Consider the following 16513-nt stretch of genomic DNA (forward strand, 5'->3'; position numbering starts at 1 on the left):
AAAATCTAAGAACTGTTTAGTTAGTTACATCTTAATAAGAACTAACAAACAACAATATTTAATAACTTAAACAACTATTTTTATGATTACAGGTGTTTTATTTGCTGTGCTTGCTGGTTTATTATTAGGGTTATATGCCTTGCCAGAAAAATTTACAAAAGGATTTGAATTTGAAAACACATGGAGTTTGTTTTTTGCCATTAATACTTTTGTAGTACCAAACATTGCTGCTTTTTTATTAATTGATGGATTTACCAATGTTTTAGGAGCTATTCCTACAAATGTTTTAATAGGAATGATTGTTTCTAGTGTATTATGGGGAATTGGAGCCATGATGTGGGGAAAAGCAATTAACTATATAGGTTTGTCTTTAGGGTTCTCTATTTTTATAGGAACTATTATTTTGGTAGGTTCTTTAATTCCATTTTTTGTAGGGGGGATTCCAGCAACCAATGTTTTCTTAACTATTTTAGGAGGTTTGGTTGTGGTATTAATTGGTGTAATGGCCAATGGTAGAGCAGGAATTATTCGTCAAAAAGACGAAAAAGGAACCAGTGTTGAAGATAAAAAAGGAGGTTCTATGCTAACCGGAATTTTAATTGCTATTGTTGGTGGTTTGTTAGCTACTGGATTTAGTTTTGCAAATTCTTATGGAGCAGAAATTATAGATCAAGCTTCTCAGGCACAAGGAAATGCTCCTTGGAAAAGCGCTATTGCTGTAATGTATGTTGTGTATATGGCAGGAGGTGTAGCTATTGCAGTGTACTTCATTCAGCAATTATCTGCTAAAAAACTATGGGGAAAATTTAAAACTCCACATTTAGGAAAAAATATAGTATTAACAAGTATTATGGGAGTGTTTAACTTTGCAGCTTCTGTAATATTTGCATTTGCAGCTTTTAAACTAGGAAAAGAATTAGGAGGAAGCGTAGGTTACGCAATTTTTAATACAGCTTGTGTAGTAACAGCAATTGTAAGTGGTTTAATTACCAAAGAATGGGCTAAAGCATCAGGTAAAGCTAAAAACTCACTGTATTTAGGATTGTCTTGCATGATTATCGGAATTCTGATCATTGCCTACTCTAATACCTTAGCATAAACATTAAACAAATTAACTAATGAAAAAAATAAAATACATACTTCCATTTATATTAGGAATAGGATTATTTTCTTGCAAACAAGAAGAAAAAGCAGATTGCAATAAAGAAATAAAACCAACGGCTGATCAATTAGACTTTTTAGGAATTACCAATGCCGATAAATTAAGTGCAGCTTCTAAAAGAGCTTTGCTATGGGATGAAGAATTGGTAAAAGGGAACGATTGGTTTTTTAAATACGAAACTTACGATTTAAAAGGAGATTTAGCTTACGAAGAAGGTGTAGTTCGTAGAGATCCTAGTGCGATGATTATGCATGATGGAAAGTATTACGTTTGGTACACAAAATCTGTAGGTCCTACTGATGGATTTGGAGGAGATATTGAGAATGACAAAGTTTTCCCTTGGGATAGATGTGATATTTGGTACGCAACTTCTAAAGACGGAATTACATGGAAAGAAGAAGGTTTAGCGGTAGCTCGTGGAGAAAAAGGATCTTATGATGATCGATCTGTGTTTACAGTAGAAATTATGGAACACGATGGAATGTATTATTTATGTTACCAAACGGTAGGTGGATTGTACAACGTAAGAGTTAAAAACCAAGTAGGTTTGGCTTGGTCTAATTCCCCTAACGGACCTTGGACTAAAAGTAAAGAACCAATTTTAAGCCCAGCAGACAACGGAATTTGGAAAGGTGAAGAACAAGATAGATTTGCTGTAATTAAAAAAGGAGATTTTGATTCTCATAAAGTACACGATCCATGTATTTTACCTTACAAAGGTAAATTCTACTTGTATTACAAAGGAGAACAAATGGGAGAAGCTATCACTTTTGGAGGTCGTCAAATTCGTCACGGAGTTGCTATTGCAGACAATCCTAAAGGGCCTTATGTAAAGTCTGAATACAACCCAATATCTAACAGTGGACACGAAATTTGTGTGTGGAAATACAATGGTGGTATTGCTTCATTAATTACCACAGATGGACCCGAAAAAAATACGGTACAATGGTCTCCTGATGGAATCAACTTTGAAATTAAAGCCGTAGTAAAAGGAGCTCCTCATGCTATTGGTTTAAATAGAACTGCCGATAATGAAAAAGAACCAACAGAAATTTTACGTTGGGGATTGACACATGAATACAAAACATATGATTATCAATACATTCGTGGATTTAGAACAGAAAGAATGCACAAACATACTGCAAAAGGAGTAGTAAAAGGAAAAGATGTATCGGTAAAAGATCAAAAATAGAAATACAAAATGTATTTAAAAGACCACCTTTAGGTGGTCTTTTTTGTTTTTAAACCAGTCGGATTTGTGTGTTTTTAAAATCTTGTATATTGGTAAATTGTGTGTTGTTAAGTCGTATTAGTGTTTTTTATGTGATGAAAATCATTGTTTTGATTTGTCAGATTTTAAAACTTTATAAAGACAAAAAATAGTAGTTACACTCACATTTTATTTCTATGAAACATATATTAAAAAAAGAACTATGGCTGTTTTGCTGTCTCTTTGTAGCGAGTTTTATTTATGCCCAACCAGGTACTATTAATTCTCATAATGAAAACAGCCAGTTGGTTAGAGACTTTAGTGGCTATCAGTGGAAAATGAAAATGATGCTTCCGGGTGAGGGAGTTAAACAAGGCTTGCACAAACTGCCACCAGAAGACATTGAAACCCATGTATGGAACCCTGCTAAAGTTCCGGGTGATGTATACACAGATTTGTGGAAAGCAGGTGTTATAGAAGATCCTTATTTTGGAAGAAATAGCGTAAAAGCACAATGGGTTATGCAGTACGAATGGTGGTACTCATACCAATTTAATGTAACACAGCCTATTGGAGATAATTTAGTTCGTTTGGATTTTGATGGAGTAGACTATGCTTGTGATGTTTGGTTAAATGGACATTATTTGGGAAGTCACGAAGGTGCTTTTTCTCCATTTTCGTTTGACATCAATAAAGCTTTAAGAACCTCAAAAAAATGGTTGCAAAGCTCCAATATTTTAATGGTAAGATTGGCTCCACCACCACAAGTAAATGCCAAGGTTGCGGGAAGAAAAACTCCTTGGTTTGGAGATTATTGGAGAGATTTAATCCCTTTTGGTTTGTATCGTCCTATACGAATGGTAACTACAGGAAAGTCTAGAATTACAGATGTTTATGTAAACCCTAAAATAAATAAAGATCAATCTGCAAATGCACATTTAGAGATTGAAGTAGAAAATACATCAACCCAAACAAAAGAGTTAACGTTTGTAGGTACCATTAAGGGAAAAAATTTTGAAAGTAAAACGATAAAGTTTGAGTTTTCTAAAAAAGTACAACCAGGAAAACAGGTTTTAAAAGAACAAATAAAAATAAACAATCCGAAACTTTGGTGGCCTTGGGATTTAGGAAAACCGAATTTATACACTGCCAAAATTTCTTTAAAAGACAATAAAATCAACCAAGATTTTTCTGAAACTACCTTTGGAATTAGAGAAGTTACCATGAAATGGAATCCTGGTTTTTCTAAAGATGAGGTAAGTTTTCCTAGAACTACAGTTATTAATGGTAAACCCATATTTATTCGTTCTGCTTGTTGGGGTGGCCCACCAGATATTTTTGTGGGAAGAACCTCTGAAGAAAAATACAAAAGGTTGATTCAATTAGCCAAAGATGCAAATATGAATAACATTCGAATTTTTGGATGGCATCCCCCAGAAATTCCGCTTTTTTATCAATTATGTGATGAGGCAGGGATTACAGTTTGGCAAGATATTATTCCACTAGGAACAGGTAATATACCCAAAGATGAAGCATCATTAGAAAGAATTTTTAAAGAAGGAGAAAATGTAATTATAGAAAGAAGAAATCATCCCTCTTTAATTATGATGGAAGGTGGAGAGGAAATGTTTTTACGTTCTGGAGATGCTATGTTTACTAGAAATTTTTTGGAAACTTTAGGAAAAAGATTGCAGGCCAAAGCAGATTTGCCTTATGTGCCCGATTCTCCATTAACTTGCGAAACAGCCCAATCTGCAGGTTACAAGCCTAAAGAAGCAGTACATGCTTTGCGTTATTTTTATGGTATGGGAAAACAGCTAATGGAAGATTGGTATAGTAGTTTAGATTTCCCTATTGTTCCAGAATATGCAATTACATCGGTGCCCAATGTGTCTAGTTTAAAAAAGTTTATTCCCAAAAATGAATTGTGGACACCAGGTGTAAGTTGGGGACACCACTGGGCAGATTTAGACAGGTTAAGAATCCAAAATTTTGATGCTTTTGGAGAAGAACGAACAGGTTCTTTACAAGAGTTTGTAGATGCTACTCAAGATGCACAAGGAATTATTTTTAAATTAGGAATTGAACATTTTAGAAGAAGAAAACCTGTAACAAGCGGAATTTCTCTGTGTCATTTTATTACATATTGGCCAGATATGAAATGGGGGATTGTAGACAATTATACCCAACCAAAACGTTCTTACAACTATGTAAAAACAGCTTATCAACCAGTGCTTATCAACTTAAAATTTAACAAAAGAAGGTGGATGAACTCTGAAAGTTTTAAAGGAGAAGTTTGGATTGTAAACGATTTGTATACATCTTTTAAAAATTGTACTGGAACTTATATTGTAAAAGATGACAAAGGAAATGTACTAACAAAACAATCTTTTAAGGTTGATGGAATTAAAGAAAATAGTGCGTTTAAAGTAATGAGTGTAAAAGAGAACGTACTAAAAAATGTAAAAAAATATTTTTATGTTACCTTGGAGTTAAAAGACAAAAAAGGAACAATAATTTCTGAGAATGAGTACATGTTGCTAATAGGAAATCAGAAAAAAGCTTCTGCTGATTTTAAAAAGATGGGAGAAGAGGTAAGAAAAAGAAATAGAACTTATACTTATGGTAACTATTATAAATTTTACGATAAATATTCGGGAGATAATAACGCAGAGTTAGAAAGCAAAACAGATACAATAACAACTAGAGGGTTTAATAAATAAGACTATGAGGAATTTAACTATTGCAATATTGGGAGTGTTCGTTTTAATGACTTCTTGTCAAAGTCAGGAAAAAAAATCTCCAAAAACAACATATCAATCAGACTGGGAATCTTTAAAAAAGCACCAAACTCCCGAATGGTTTTTAGATGCAAAGTTTGGAATTTATTGCCATTGGGGACCTTATTCTGTACCTGAATATGAAAATGAATGGTACTCGCACTGGATGTACGTGCAAGAGGGAAATCCAGAAGCTAAAAGCGAAAGACATTTACGCTTTCATAAGCATCATGTAAAAACATATGGACCTTTGGATAAGTTTGGATATAAAGATTTTATTCCCATGTTTAAAGCAGAAAAGTTTGATGCAGCTGAGTGGGCAGACTTGTTTGAAAAAGCAGGAGCAAAGTTTGCAGGACCCGTATCGGAACATGCTGATGGTTTTGCCATGTGGGATAGTGATTTAACACGATGGAATGCCAAAGACATGGGGCCTAAACGAGATGTTATGGGAGAGCTTTCTAAAGAAATTAGAAAACGAGGAATGAAATTTATTGCTACTTATCACCGACAATGGTTGTATGCTTGGTACCCAACTTGGGATGAAAGAACAGATGCAGCCGATCCTCAATATGCAGATTTGTATGGTCCAAAAGTTAAAAAGGGAGATTTTCAGTATCCATACAGACCTCATGAAATAGATCAAGGAGTAAAAAGATATTATCCTGTTGCAGATCAAAAATTTAATGATGAATGGCTAAATAGGTTAAAAGAAATCATTGATAAATACAATCCAGACTTGGTTTGGTTTGATAATAAAATGGACGTAATTTCTGAAGAGCATAGAAAAGAATTTTTATCATACTACTACAACCACGCAGCAGAAAAAAATCAGGAAGTGGTTTCTACCTATAAGTTTTACGATTTTGCTAAAGGAACTGCAGTGTTAGATTTGGAACGATCTAGAATGAAAGAGAAAAAAGAGTTTCCATGGCTAACGGACGATTCAATAGATTGGAAAGCATGGTCACATATTAGCAACCCCAATTACAAATCTACCAACAGACTAATAGACTTTTTAGTAGATGTAGTTAGTAAAAATGGAGCTGTATTGTTAAACATTACACCCAAAGCCAACGGAGAAATTCCTGAACCTGTAAAAGAGCGTTTGCTAGAAATGGGAGATTGGTTAAAGGTAAACGGAGAAGCTATTTATGGAACCAGAACGTTTGATATTTATGGAGAAGGAAAAGCAAAAGTTACCGAAGGACATTTAAGCGAACAAAAAAATTCTGATAACACTGCAGAAGATATCCGTTTTACTACAAAAGGAGATATTTTGTATGCCATTGTATTAGATTGGCCTGAAGGGAATGAATTTACGATTAAGAGTTTAAAAAAGGATAACGGATTGTATGCTAAAAAAATTGCAAACATAGAAATGTTAGGAGATGGAACTTCTCTACAATTTGATAGAAACGAAAAAGGATTGACTATTGAATTGCCTAAACATAAAAAAGGTAAACATGCTTTTGCTTTTAAAATAACTCCTAAAAAGTAAAGGATTATATAGTGTTACCAATTATATAAAATCCTGTGGAATAATGATGTTATGGACAGCCCCCAAAAAGTTGGACGGTTAAAAAATTAATTATTGATATGAGCTCGATATTTTATCGGGCTCATTCCATTTAAAGCTACTGATATTCTATCATTATTATAATAGCAAATATATTCATTAATTTCCTTTTCTAATTGCTCAATCGAGTTCCATTGTTTTAGATAAAACAGCTCAGATTTTAAAGTTCCAAAGAAATTTTCAATAATAGCATTATCTAAACAATTCCCTTTTCTAGACATACTTTGAATCATCTTGTTCTTTTTTAAGATATTCTGATATTTTTCCATTTGATATTGCCATCCTTGATCCGAATGTAATAACACATTTGCTGCTTTATACTTTTTAAAAGCTTTCCCCAGCATTTGAGTTATTTGTCTAAAATTAGGACTCCTAGAAATTTGATAACTAATGATTTCTCTACTACATAAATCAATAATTGGAGACAAATAAAGTTTTTGACCTTTAACTTTAAACTCTGTAATATCTGTAGCCCATTTTTGATTGGTTTTAGAAGCCTTAAAATTCCGTTTAAGTATATTGGGAGCTATTTTACCTTGACTTCCTCTGTAAGAACGATACTTTTTAACTCTAATCAAAGATTTTAACCCCATGGACTTCATTAGTCTTAATACTGTTTTATGATTGATGATAATCCCTCTGTTGTTTAGTACTAAAGTGATTCTTCTATAACCATACCTACCTTTGTGTTGATGGTAGATTTGAGTAATAAACCTTTTTATAGATTCATATTTATCAGGCTCTTTACTTTTTTGTAAATGATAATAAAAACTACTTCTAGCCATCTTTGCATGATGTAACAATACCGACAAATCATGCTTATGCCTTAACTCATTTATGACTATTGCTTTTTCTCTCTGGCTTGAGCTAAGGCTTGTAACTTTTTTAGCAAATCAAGTTCTGCTTTTAAAGATTGATTCTCTTTTAAAAGTTTTTCTTCTCTAGTTAATGGTATAGATTTATTTTTTCTAGACTTGGGTTTCATTCCGATAGGTCTTCCTTTAGGTTGATTTTTAAGACCTTTCAAACCTAAGGATTTATATCTTCTTTGCCAATTAATAATACTAGCACCACTTCCAATATCAAATAGAATACATGCTTGCTCTAAAGAAAGATGTTCTTTTTCTATTCGTTGTAAAACATCAAGTTTAAATGATGATGTATATTGTTTATTTATCTTTGGTAACAAACCTTGAACTCCTTTGTGTTCATATTGCCTACACCAAAGAGAAAGAAGAGAACTATCAAAACCTAGCTCTTTACTCAAACTAGTTATAGAGCGTTCTCCTTTAAGAACTAACTTCACACATTCTTGTTTAAAGCCTAATGTGTATTTTACTTTTCTAGACATAAAAATACCCCCAAATTGTGTCTAACATTTTGGGGGCACTCTATTATTCTACAGGTTTTTTGTTTTATCAAAGTATTTTTTTGATATTTTTAAAGGGGAAGATTTAACTATAGAAGTTTGTTTTACAGTTTGTTATGAAACTTAAAAATGATCTTTTTAAAAGATGTATTAAAAACAATGCTTTAACGACTAAGGCCAAAATTAGGGTAGTTACTTGTTAGCTATTGTGTATGTAATTATTTAAATAAATTTTAATCATAAAAAGATAAAGAATGAAAACCAATGTTGTACTTAGTTTAATTTTAGTGTTAACCCTTTTTTCTTGTAAAGAAAAAAGTCAACAAAATAAAACAGAAGTTGCTGAGAAACTAGAAACTCTACCAGAATTTAAAAATAAAGGACATGAGTTAGTGTATGAAATGATTCAAAAAGTTGGAGATTATCAAAAATTGGCTGCTAAAAAAGATGTAGTTTATACGTATACTTATCAAACTCCAGATGGAAAAAAAGATGTGTCTACTGAAAAATATTTGTTTGATGGAGAATTGTCTTATGGAGCATATAAAAAACACGAACGCACATTGTCAAATTTAGAAGGGCTTTTGGAACAAGGGTATGATGGTAACGAGTTTTGGTTAAAAAGTAAAGGAACATTAATAGATGATGAGGCTGCTTTAAAAAGAGTAAAGTTTAACAGACCTACCAATTTTTACTGGTTTACCATGATGCAAAAATTACTTGATCCAGGATTGATTTATGAGTTTTTAAAAGAAGAAACGGTAAATGGAAAATTATACAATGTTGTAAAAGTTACTTTTGAATCTGCAGACAACAAGCCTAAAGATATTTATCAACTATACATAAATAAAGAAACAAAGTTGGTAGATCAGTTTTTGTTTACGGTTGTAGATTTTGGGAAAACAGAGCCTTTTATCATGTTATTAAGCTATGAAAAAATAGAAGATTTGTTAATTCCTACTACACGTAAATACAAACCATCTGACTGGAATGGAACAGTAAGCAACGACCCTTGGATTTTGGTAAATTGGACAGATATAAAGTTTAATAACAACTTGCAAAAAGAAGATTTTCAGAAATAAAGAAATGTAAAAGAGTGCCTTTTGCAAAAGCTAAAAACCCAAACAATTCTATAGAGTTGTTTGGGTTTTTGTGTTTCTTTTATGAAAGATTAAAATGAAGAGCCTTCGTTAATTCTATTTCTTACAACTTTAAAATAATCAAAAGCTTTTAAAAGCCTAGATCCAAACCAACTAAACATTTCTCCGTCTACAAATACAGCACTAGATCTATTGGTGTATTCACTAATTTCAAAAGCGTGTTTGTCTTTAAAAGGAAAAGGTTCTGAGGAAAAGAATAAAATTTCAGGATCTCCATCGTGTCTTATTCTTTTAGGGTTTATTTCAGGATATTGTTCTAAGTTTGCATAAATATTATCAAACTTATTAAGTTGTAATAAAGTATTAATGTAAGTATTGTTGGCAGCTACCATCCATGGGTTGTACCAAATAAAATAAGCTACTTTTTTTACATTAAAATCAGCAATAAAACTTGAGAAATCTTCTAGTTTTAGTTCAATTTTTCTATTTAATAAATCGGCTTCGGTTCTTCTATTTAACAGGATTCCTAAATTAGAAATCATACGTTTAGAATCTTCTATATTGCTAATTTTGGTAACGTATACTTGGGTAAATTCTTGTAATTGAGCTACAATTTCTGGAGTGTTTTCTTCTTTGTTACAAAAAACAATATCTGGTTGCAGCTCTTTTATTTTTTCTAGCTTGATGGTTTTGGTACCTCCAACTATTGCTTTGGTGTGTTTAAAATGTACAGGATGCACACAAAATTTAGTTACACCAATAATAAACTCTTCAACATTTAAATCGTACAAAGTTTCGGTAATAGAAGGCACTAACGAAATTATTTTTTTTGGCTTTTTCTCAAAGCTCATTTCGTTTCCTAAATCATCAGTAAAAGTCATTATGCAATGTTGTTTTTAGCTAGTATAATAGCCATTTGTTGCTGTAGTTTTTCTGCCTCTAACTTAGCTGCTTTGGCAAAATTAGTTCCGTTACTTGCGTAAATAATTCCTCTAGAAGAGTTAATTAACAAACCAATATTGTCTTTATTAATTCCGTGTTCACAAACACCTTCTAAACTACCACCTTGAGCACCCACACCAGGAACCAATAAAAAACTATTAGGAGCAATTTCTCTAATTCCTTTAAAATATTCTGCTTTTGTTGCACCTACAACAAACATTAAGTTTTCTGAATTGTTCCAAGTTAAAGCTGTTTTTAACACTTCTTTGTATAAGGGTTGTTTGTTTACCAACTCTTTTCCCTGAAAGTCTAATCCACCTTTGTTAGAAGTTAGTGCCAACATAATGGTAAACTTATTTTTAAAGGCTAAAAAAGGCTCTACAGAATCGCTACCCATGTATGGAGCAACGGTTACAGAATCAAAATTTAAATCTTCAAAAAAAGCTTTGGCATACATGGTAGATGTATTTCCAATATCTCCACGTTTGGCATCGGCAATGGTAAAAATTTCAGGATAATTTTGGTTAATGTAACGAATGGTTTTGTCTAAAGATTGCCATCCTTTAATTCCGTAAGCTTCGTAAAAAGCAGTGTTAGGCTTGTAAGATACCGCTACATGATGTGTCGCATCAATAATTTGTTTGTTAAACTCAAAAATAGGATCTTCGGTTTCTAGCAAGTGTGGTGGTATTTTGTTTAAATCCACATCTAAACCTACACATAAAAAAGATTTTTTTCTTTTAATTTCTGAAACCAATTCTGCTAATGTCATCCGTTTGTTTTTTGCATTTAATAACTCTGCAAAAATACGGATATCCTAGTAAATAATCACTCTAATTAGAGTTCGTAATTTTTAGAAGCATCTAGTTTTATAAAAATAAAAAGCAACATGGTAAATCCCCATAAAGAGGAACCTCCATAACTAAAAAAAGGTAGTGGAATACCAATGGTAGGAAATAAACCAATAACCATAGCAATGTTAATTAACACATGGAAAAAAAAGATACAAGCAACTCCGTAACCATATACTCTGCTAAAGGTTGATTTCTGCTTTTCGGCTAAAAAAACAATTCTAAGAATAAAAAACATAAAGCATAAAACCACCAACATAGATCCCCAAAAACCCCATTCTTCTCCAATGGTACTAAATATATAATCGGTGTCTTGTTCGGGTACAAATTTACCTTGGGTTCTATCTCCTTGTAAAAATCCTTTACCCCAAAAGCCTCCAGAAGAAATTGTTTTAATAGATTGGTAGGTGTTGTAACCTATATCGCTAGTATCATCACTTAAGCCTAATAGAATGTTAAATCGATCTCTGTGTCTTTGTTTAAAAACATAATTAAATACATAATATACGCTGTATACATATCCTAAAATTACAGATATGATTCCTAGAATTTTAGGCCATTCAAAACGAAGAAGTTTTTTACGACCTTTTGCAACAAACCAAAGAGTAATAATAGACAATAATAGAATTCCTATAATTATATATACATAACCAAAAACCAATGTAGCTAAAAATAGTACGACTGCAGAAATACCAACAATTAAAATGTTTGGATGTAGTCCTTCTCTGTAAAAAAGTAAGATAAAAGAAAGGTATACCAAAGCAGAACCAGGGTCGGGTTGTAGGGTAATTAGTATTGCAGGAATACAAATAATAACAAATGTTTTGAGTCTGTTTTTTAAAGGTTTAAAGCTAAACTGACGGTCGTTAAGTAATCTTGCCAGGGCTAATACAGTTCCTGTTTTGGCAAATTCTGTAGGTTGAATACTAAAGCTACCAATAGCATACCAAGAGGTGGCTCCATTAATGTTTTTACCTACGACAAATAAACCTGCTAGCAAAAGCATAGAGGCTAGATAGATATATGCAGCAAATTTTTCGTAAAAAGAACTTTCTATAAACAATAAAAAAATGGACATTAAAATTCCCAATCCTATCCAAAGAATTTGTTTTCCGTAACGAGCACCAAAATCAAAAAACTCATTGTGGGTTTCGGAACTAGATGCAGAATAAATATTCATCCAACCAAAACCAACTAGAGCTAGGTATAAAAAAATTAAGAGCCAATCTATTTCTAATTTTATATTATTTCTTTGCGACTTCAAGTGACTGTATGGATATTTGTTTGTTGTATTCTTTTTCTAAAGAAGTGTTTATAATTTTATCTTCCCACCATTTTAATTGATGAGTTCCTAAAAGGTATTTTTCAATCATTAAACTAGCAATAGGTGCAGCAATCATAGAACCATATCCTCCATTTTCTACAAAAATAGCCAATGCAATTTTAGGATTGTCTTTGGGAGCAAAAGCCACAAAAATAGAGTGATCTTCTAGTTCGTATTTTACACCGTTTTTACGAATGTAATTTTGTACAGTTCCTGTTTTTCCGCAAATGTCAATTCCGTTAACTTTTACGTGCTTGGCAGTTCCTGTTTTGTAAACATCGTGCATTCCTTCAATAACAGGGGCAAAGTTATTTTGATCAATGGTGGTTTGTCTTTTGGTGGTAAATTTTTTTATTTCTATGTTTTGATTGTTAATTTTTTTTAAAATATGAGGAGTGTAAAAATAACCTCTATTGGCAATAGCAGCAATCATATTTGCCAATTGAATAGGGGTTGTTATAATTTCTCCTTGTCCAATGGCATTAGAAATAATGGTAGGGAATTTCCAGGTTTTTCTAGGATAGATTCTATCGTAATAATCTGCTGTAGGAATATTTCCTTTTCTACCGGATGGCAAATCATACCCTAAATAATTACCCAAGCCAAAACTGTGTAAATGTTCTGCCCATTTGGTTACACTTTGTTGTGGTGTAGGGTACTTTTCTATCAAACGTTTGTATACATTGGCAAAATAACTGTTGCAAGATTTTGCAATTCCTAGTCGTAAATCTATAGGTCTACCCACAATGTTACAGTGGCAGCCCATAAAATTGTGTTTACCACTCGCGTATTTATAACCATGATGACAATAGAATCCAGTTTCTGGAGTAATTACTTTTTCTTGCAAACCAATAAGTCCTTGAATTAATTTAAAAGGTGATCCAGGAGCATAGGCAGCTTGAAGACCTCTGTCTATCATAGGTTTGTTTATACTATCGTTAAAAAGAATAACAGAGTTTTTAGATTTTTTTCTTCCGACCATTAAGTTTGGGTCGTAGTTGGGAGCGGTAACCAAAGCAAGTATTTCTCCAGTACTAGGTTCAATAGCTACAATACCACCACGTTTGTTTTTCATTAGTAATTCTCCGTACTGTTGCAAATCTAAGTCTATACTTAAAGTTAAATCTTCTCCAGGTTTAGATACGGTATCAAAAATTCCGTCTTTATAAGGACCAATTACTTTGTTTAACCGGTTACGTAATTTGTATTCTACTCCTTTGGTACCCCTTAATAAATGTTCGTATTCTTTTTCAATACCTTGTGTACCGACCAATTCTCCTTGTTCGTAATAAGGATTTTTTTGAGCAAGATATTCGTTTACTTCGTTAATGTAGCCTAAAATATTAGAAGATGATTTATGCGGATAACTTCTTAATGATTTACGTTGAATACTAAAACCTTTGTATTTGTATATTTTTTCTTGCAAATAAGCATAATCTTCTTTAGACAATTGACTTAAAAAGACCGATGGCAACCAAGGAGAATAATTTTTTGCTCTGGAAAGTTTATGTTCTAAATAGTTTTTATCTATTTTTAAAAGTTTACAAAACTCTAAAGTATCAAAAGGAACTACTTCATTAGGAATTACTTTTACATCATAAGTTTGCTCATTGGCAACCATTAATTTACCATTTCTATCAAACACAAAACCTCGTTCCGGATAAGTGTAGATTCTTTTAATAGTAGAACTATTTAGTGATATATCTGTACTATCGTGTTGTATGATTTGAAGAAAAAAAAGTCTTGTAATAAAGATAATTCCCGTAGCAATAATTAATAAGGGAAATAACAAGCTTCTTTTTTTCATTGTTTTTTGGTTGTGGTAAAAATAGATAAGAAAATAATGACTACAAAGGTAGTAAATAAACTATTGGTAAACGTTTTCTGTAAGATGCTTAGTATGTAAGAAACATTAAAATATTCTAAAGAATAGATTGTAAACTGATGAATAAAAGCCAAACAGAAAATAAATGCAATTTTGGGCAAAGTACCGTAGTTGCTGTATTTAAACAGTTTTAAGTTTAAATCTTTATCATTAAAAATAAATTTTAAAATAGGCAAACGGGTATATGCTATTAATAAATAAGCTGCAGCATTTACTCCGCCAGAGTTGCTAAACATATCTATAATAAGCCCTAGTAGAAAGCTATTTACTAAAAAACCAGAAATGTCTTTTTTTAGCGGATACCACAGTAAAAATAACAATCCTATTTGTGGGTTTATATATCCGAACAAACGCATTTGGTTTGCTATTAATACCTGTAATGGAATTAATAGTAAGAAATGAATTAGTATTTTAATGTTATTACTACTCATTATTACTGTTTTCTAGCTGTTCAATTTCTTGCTTATGCAAATTTTTAATAATGTAAACATTGGTAACGTTTCTAACATCGTTAAAAAGGGATACATTTATTTTTTCGTACCTGTTGTTTTGGTATTCTATTTCAGATACACTACCTATTAAAATACCTTCAGGAAAAATAGCAGAACGTCCTCCTGTAACAATCGTATCTCCTATTTTTATAGGAGCCTGTCTAGGAATATCTATCAATTGTACTTCTTTATAAGACTTTCCATTCCAAGTTAAAGTTCCAAAAAAATCTGATTTTTTTAAACGAGCATTGACTTTAAAATGGGTGTTTAGCACAGAAATAGCACTAGCGTAATTTTTAGAAGTGTTAGAGGTAATACCAATAATCCCTTTGCTGTTTACCACAGCCATATACGGAGTAATACTGTCTTTTTTACCTCTGTTAAGTGTTAAAAAGTTATTGTTTTTATGAAAATCATTATTAATGATTTTAGCAGAAGCATATTCAAACTTTTGTTGAAATCTAAGATTGATACTGTCTTTAAAACTAATAGGAACAATCGCTTTTTTTAATAGTTTGTTTTTTAGTTCACTATTTTCTTTGGCTAGCATGGTGTTTTCATCTTTTAGATGCAAATAACTTCTAAAAGAAGTAACGCTATTGTACAGTCCACCTGTGATTCCGTTTGCAGAATTGATGAATTTACTTTTTTGATAGGAGTGAAACTGTATAGTAAAAAACAATGCAATCAATTCTAAAACAAAAAACAAGAGAAAGTTTCTGTGTTTTTGAATTAAATATAAAATAAACTGCATGTGCTTAACTTAATAGAACCGATTTGTATTTTTCTAATTCTTTTAAAGCAATTCCTGTTCCTCTAACAACCGCTCTTAATGGATCTTCTGCAATGTATACAGGCAAATCTGTTTTTCTAGACAAACGCTTGTCTAAACCTCTTAGCATAGATCCACCACCGGCTAAATAAATACCTGTGTTGTAAATATCGGCAGCTAATTCTGGAGGAGTAGATGATAAACACTCCATTACAGCATCTTCTATTCTAAGAATAGATTTGTCTAAGGCTTTGGCAATTTCTCTGTAAGATACTTGTACTTGTTTAGGTTTACCGCTTAGCAAGTCACGTCCTTGTACCAACATATCGTCAGGAGGAGTTTCTAAATCTTCGGTAGCAGCACCTATTTGAATTTTAATTTTTTCGGCAGTAGATTCTCCAACGTGTAAGTTGTGTTGTGTACGCATGTAATACATAATATCACTAGTAAATAAATCACCAGCTACTTTTACAGATTTGTCGCATACAATACCTGCAAGGGCAATTACCGCAATTTCTGTAGTACCACCACCTATATCAATAATCATGTTACCTCTTGGTTCCATAATATCAATACCTACACCAATGGCCGCAGCCATTGGTTCGTAGATAAGGTATATTTCTTTTGCATTCATATGAACGGCAGAGTCTCTAACGGCTCTTTTTTCTACTTCTGTAATTCCAGAAGGAATACAAATAACCATTCTTAATGAAGGGGCAAAAACTTTCTTTTTAATTGAAGGAATACTTTTAACAAACTCTTTAATCATTTCTTCTGATGCCTGAAAATCTGCAATTACTCCATCTTTTAAAGGACGGATGGTTTTTATGTTTTCATGCGTTTTACCTTGCATTAAACTAGCATCTCTTCCGGTAGCGATAATTTTTCCTGTGGTCCTGTCTCTTGCTACAATAGACGGAGAGTCAATCACAACTTTACCTTCGTGAATGATAAGTGTATTGGCTGTACCTAAATCTATAGCAATGTCTTCGGTCCAAAAGTCAAAAAATCCCATGTTTGTTGTTTGTTTTTTTAGTTCCTATGTTAA

At 32.2% G+C, this 16513-nt stretch carries 14 protein-coding genes; 5 read left to right on the forward strand and 9 right to left on the reverse strand.

Going from position 1 to position 16513, the window contains the following annotated elements; translation table 11 throughout:
* Positions 1-82: 82 nt before the first annotated feature.
* The 4 genes from ACY2IJ_RS11615 to ACY2IJ_RS11630 all read left to right on the forward strand — a co-directional run bounded on the left by ACY2IJ_RS11615 (position 83) and on the right by ACY2IJ_RS11630 (position 6653).
* Positions 83-1099, forward strand: coding sequence for an L-rhamnose/proton symporter RhaT (locus ACY2IJ_RS11615; protein ID WP_476724535.1), 1017 nt, complete (start codon positions 83-85; stop codon positions 1097-1099).
* Between the two features lie 19 nt (positions 1100-1118).
* Complete coding sequence (locus ACY2IJ_RS11620) at positions 1119-2354, forward strand: glycoside hydrolase family 117 protein (protein ID WP_476724536.1); 1236 nt, start codon at positions 1119-1121, stop codon at positions 2352-2354.
* A gap of 215 nt (positions 2355-2569) precedes the next feature.
* Positions 2570-5095, forward strand: coding sequence for a glycoside hydrolase family 2 protein (locus tag ACY2IJ_RS11625; RefSeq protein ID WP_476724537.1), 2526 nt, complete (start codon positions 2570-2572; stop codon positions 5093-5095).
* Between the two features lie 4 nt (positions 5096-5099).
* Complete coding sequence (locus tag ACY2IJ_RS11630) at positions 5100-6653, forward strand: alpha-L-fucosidase (RefSeq protein WP_476724538.1); 1554 nt, start codon at positions 5100-5102, stop codon at positions 6651-6653.
* 86 nt (positions 6654-6739) lie between these two features.
* Here the strand turns inward: ACY2IJ_RS11630 and ACY2IJ_RS11635 are convergent, their stop codons facing one another.
* Together ACY2IJ_RS11635 and ACY2IJ_RS11640 are read right to left on the reverse strand one after the other, a co-directional pair.
* Positions 6740-7576, reverse strand: coding sequence for an IS3 family transposase (locus tag ACY2IJ_RS11635; protein WP_476726541.1), 837 nt, complete (start codon positions 7574-7576; stop codon positions 6740-6742).
* Positions 7573-8082 (reverse strand): transposase, encoded by a 510-nt coding sequence (locus ACY2IJ_RS11640; RefSeq protein ID WP_476724099.1) that lies wholly within the window; start codon positions 8080-8082, stop codon positions 7573-7575. The genes ACY2IJ_RS11635 and ACY2IJ_RS11640 overlap by 4 nt, the downstream gene beginning before the upstream one ends.
* A gap of 272 nt (positions 8083-8354) precedes the next feature.
* Here ACY2IJ_RS11640 and ACY2IJ_RS11645 point away from each other — a divergent pair, with 272 nt between their 5' ends.
* The gene (locus tag ACY2IJ_RS11645; protein WP_476724539.1) at positions 8355-9182 is read left to right on the forward strand and encodes a hypothetical protein; all 828 of its coding nucleotides are present in this window, start codon (positions 8355-8357) and stop codon (positions 9180-9182) included.
* Positions 9183-9271: 89 nt separating this feature from the next.
* Here the strand turns inward: ACY2IJ_RS11645 and ACY2IJ_RS11650 are convergent, their stop codons facing one another.
* From ACY2IJ_RS11650 to ACY2IJ_RS11680, 7 genes are all read right to left on the reverse strand, one after another.
* Positions 9272-10081, reverse strand: a complete 810-nt coding sequence (locus ACY2IJ_RS11650) for an ABC transporter substrate-binding protein (protein WP_476724540.1) — start codon at positions 10079-10081, stop codon at positions 9272-9274.
* Positions 10081-10914 (reverse strand): orotidine-5'-phosphate decarboxylase, encoded by an 834-nt coding sequence (gene pyrF, locus ACY2IJ_RS11655; protein WP_476724541.1) that lies wholly within the window; start codon positions 10912-10914, stop codon positions 10081-10083. The genes ACY2IJ_RS11650 and pyrF overlap by 1 nt, the downstream gene beginning before the upstream one ends.
* 65 nt (positions 10915-10979) lie before the next feature.
* Entirely contained in the window at positions 10980-12257 is a 1278-nt protein-coding gene (rodA, locus tag ACY2IJ_RS11660; RefSeq protein WP_476724542.1) for a rod shape-determining protein RodA, read from the reverse strand.
* Positions 12238-14124 (reverse strand): penicillin-binding protein 2, encoded by a 1887-nt coding sequence (mrdA, locus tag ACY2IJ_RS11665; RefSeq protein WP_476724543.1) that lies wholly within the window; start codon positions 14122-14124, stop codon positions 12238-12240. The genes rodA and mrdA overlap by 20 nt, the downstream gene beginning before the upstream one ends.
* Positions 14121-14633 carry a hypothetical protein gene (locus ACY2IJ_RS11670; protein ID WP_476724544.1) on the reverse strand — a complete coding sequence of 171 codons (513 nt, stop codon included), beginning with the start codon at positions 14631-14633 and terminating at the stop codon, positions 14121-14123. Before ACY2IJ_RS11670 ends, mrdA begins: the two co-directional genes overlap by 4 nt.
* Positions 14626-15447, reverse strand: a complete 822-nt coding sequence (mreC, locus tag ACY2IJ_RS11675) for a rod shape-determining protein MreC (RefSeq protein WP_476724545.1) — start codon at positions 15445-15447, stop codon at positions 14626-14628. Before mreC ends, ACY2IJ_RS11670 begins: the two co-directional genes overlap by 8 nt.
* 4 nt (positions 15448-15451) lie before the next feature.
* Positions 15452-16480, reverse strand: a complete 1029-nt coding sequence (locus ACY2IJ_RS11680) for a rod shape-determining protein (RefSeq protein ID WP_167188757.1) — start codon at positions 16478-16480, stop codon at positions 15452-15454.
* Positions 16481-16513 lie beyond the last annotated feature (33 nt).

It is taken from the genome of Wenyingzhuangia gracilariae (assembly GCF_056387575.1).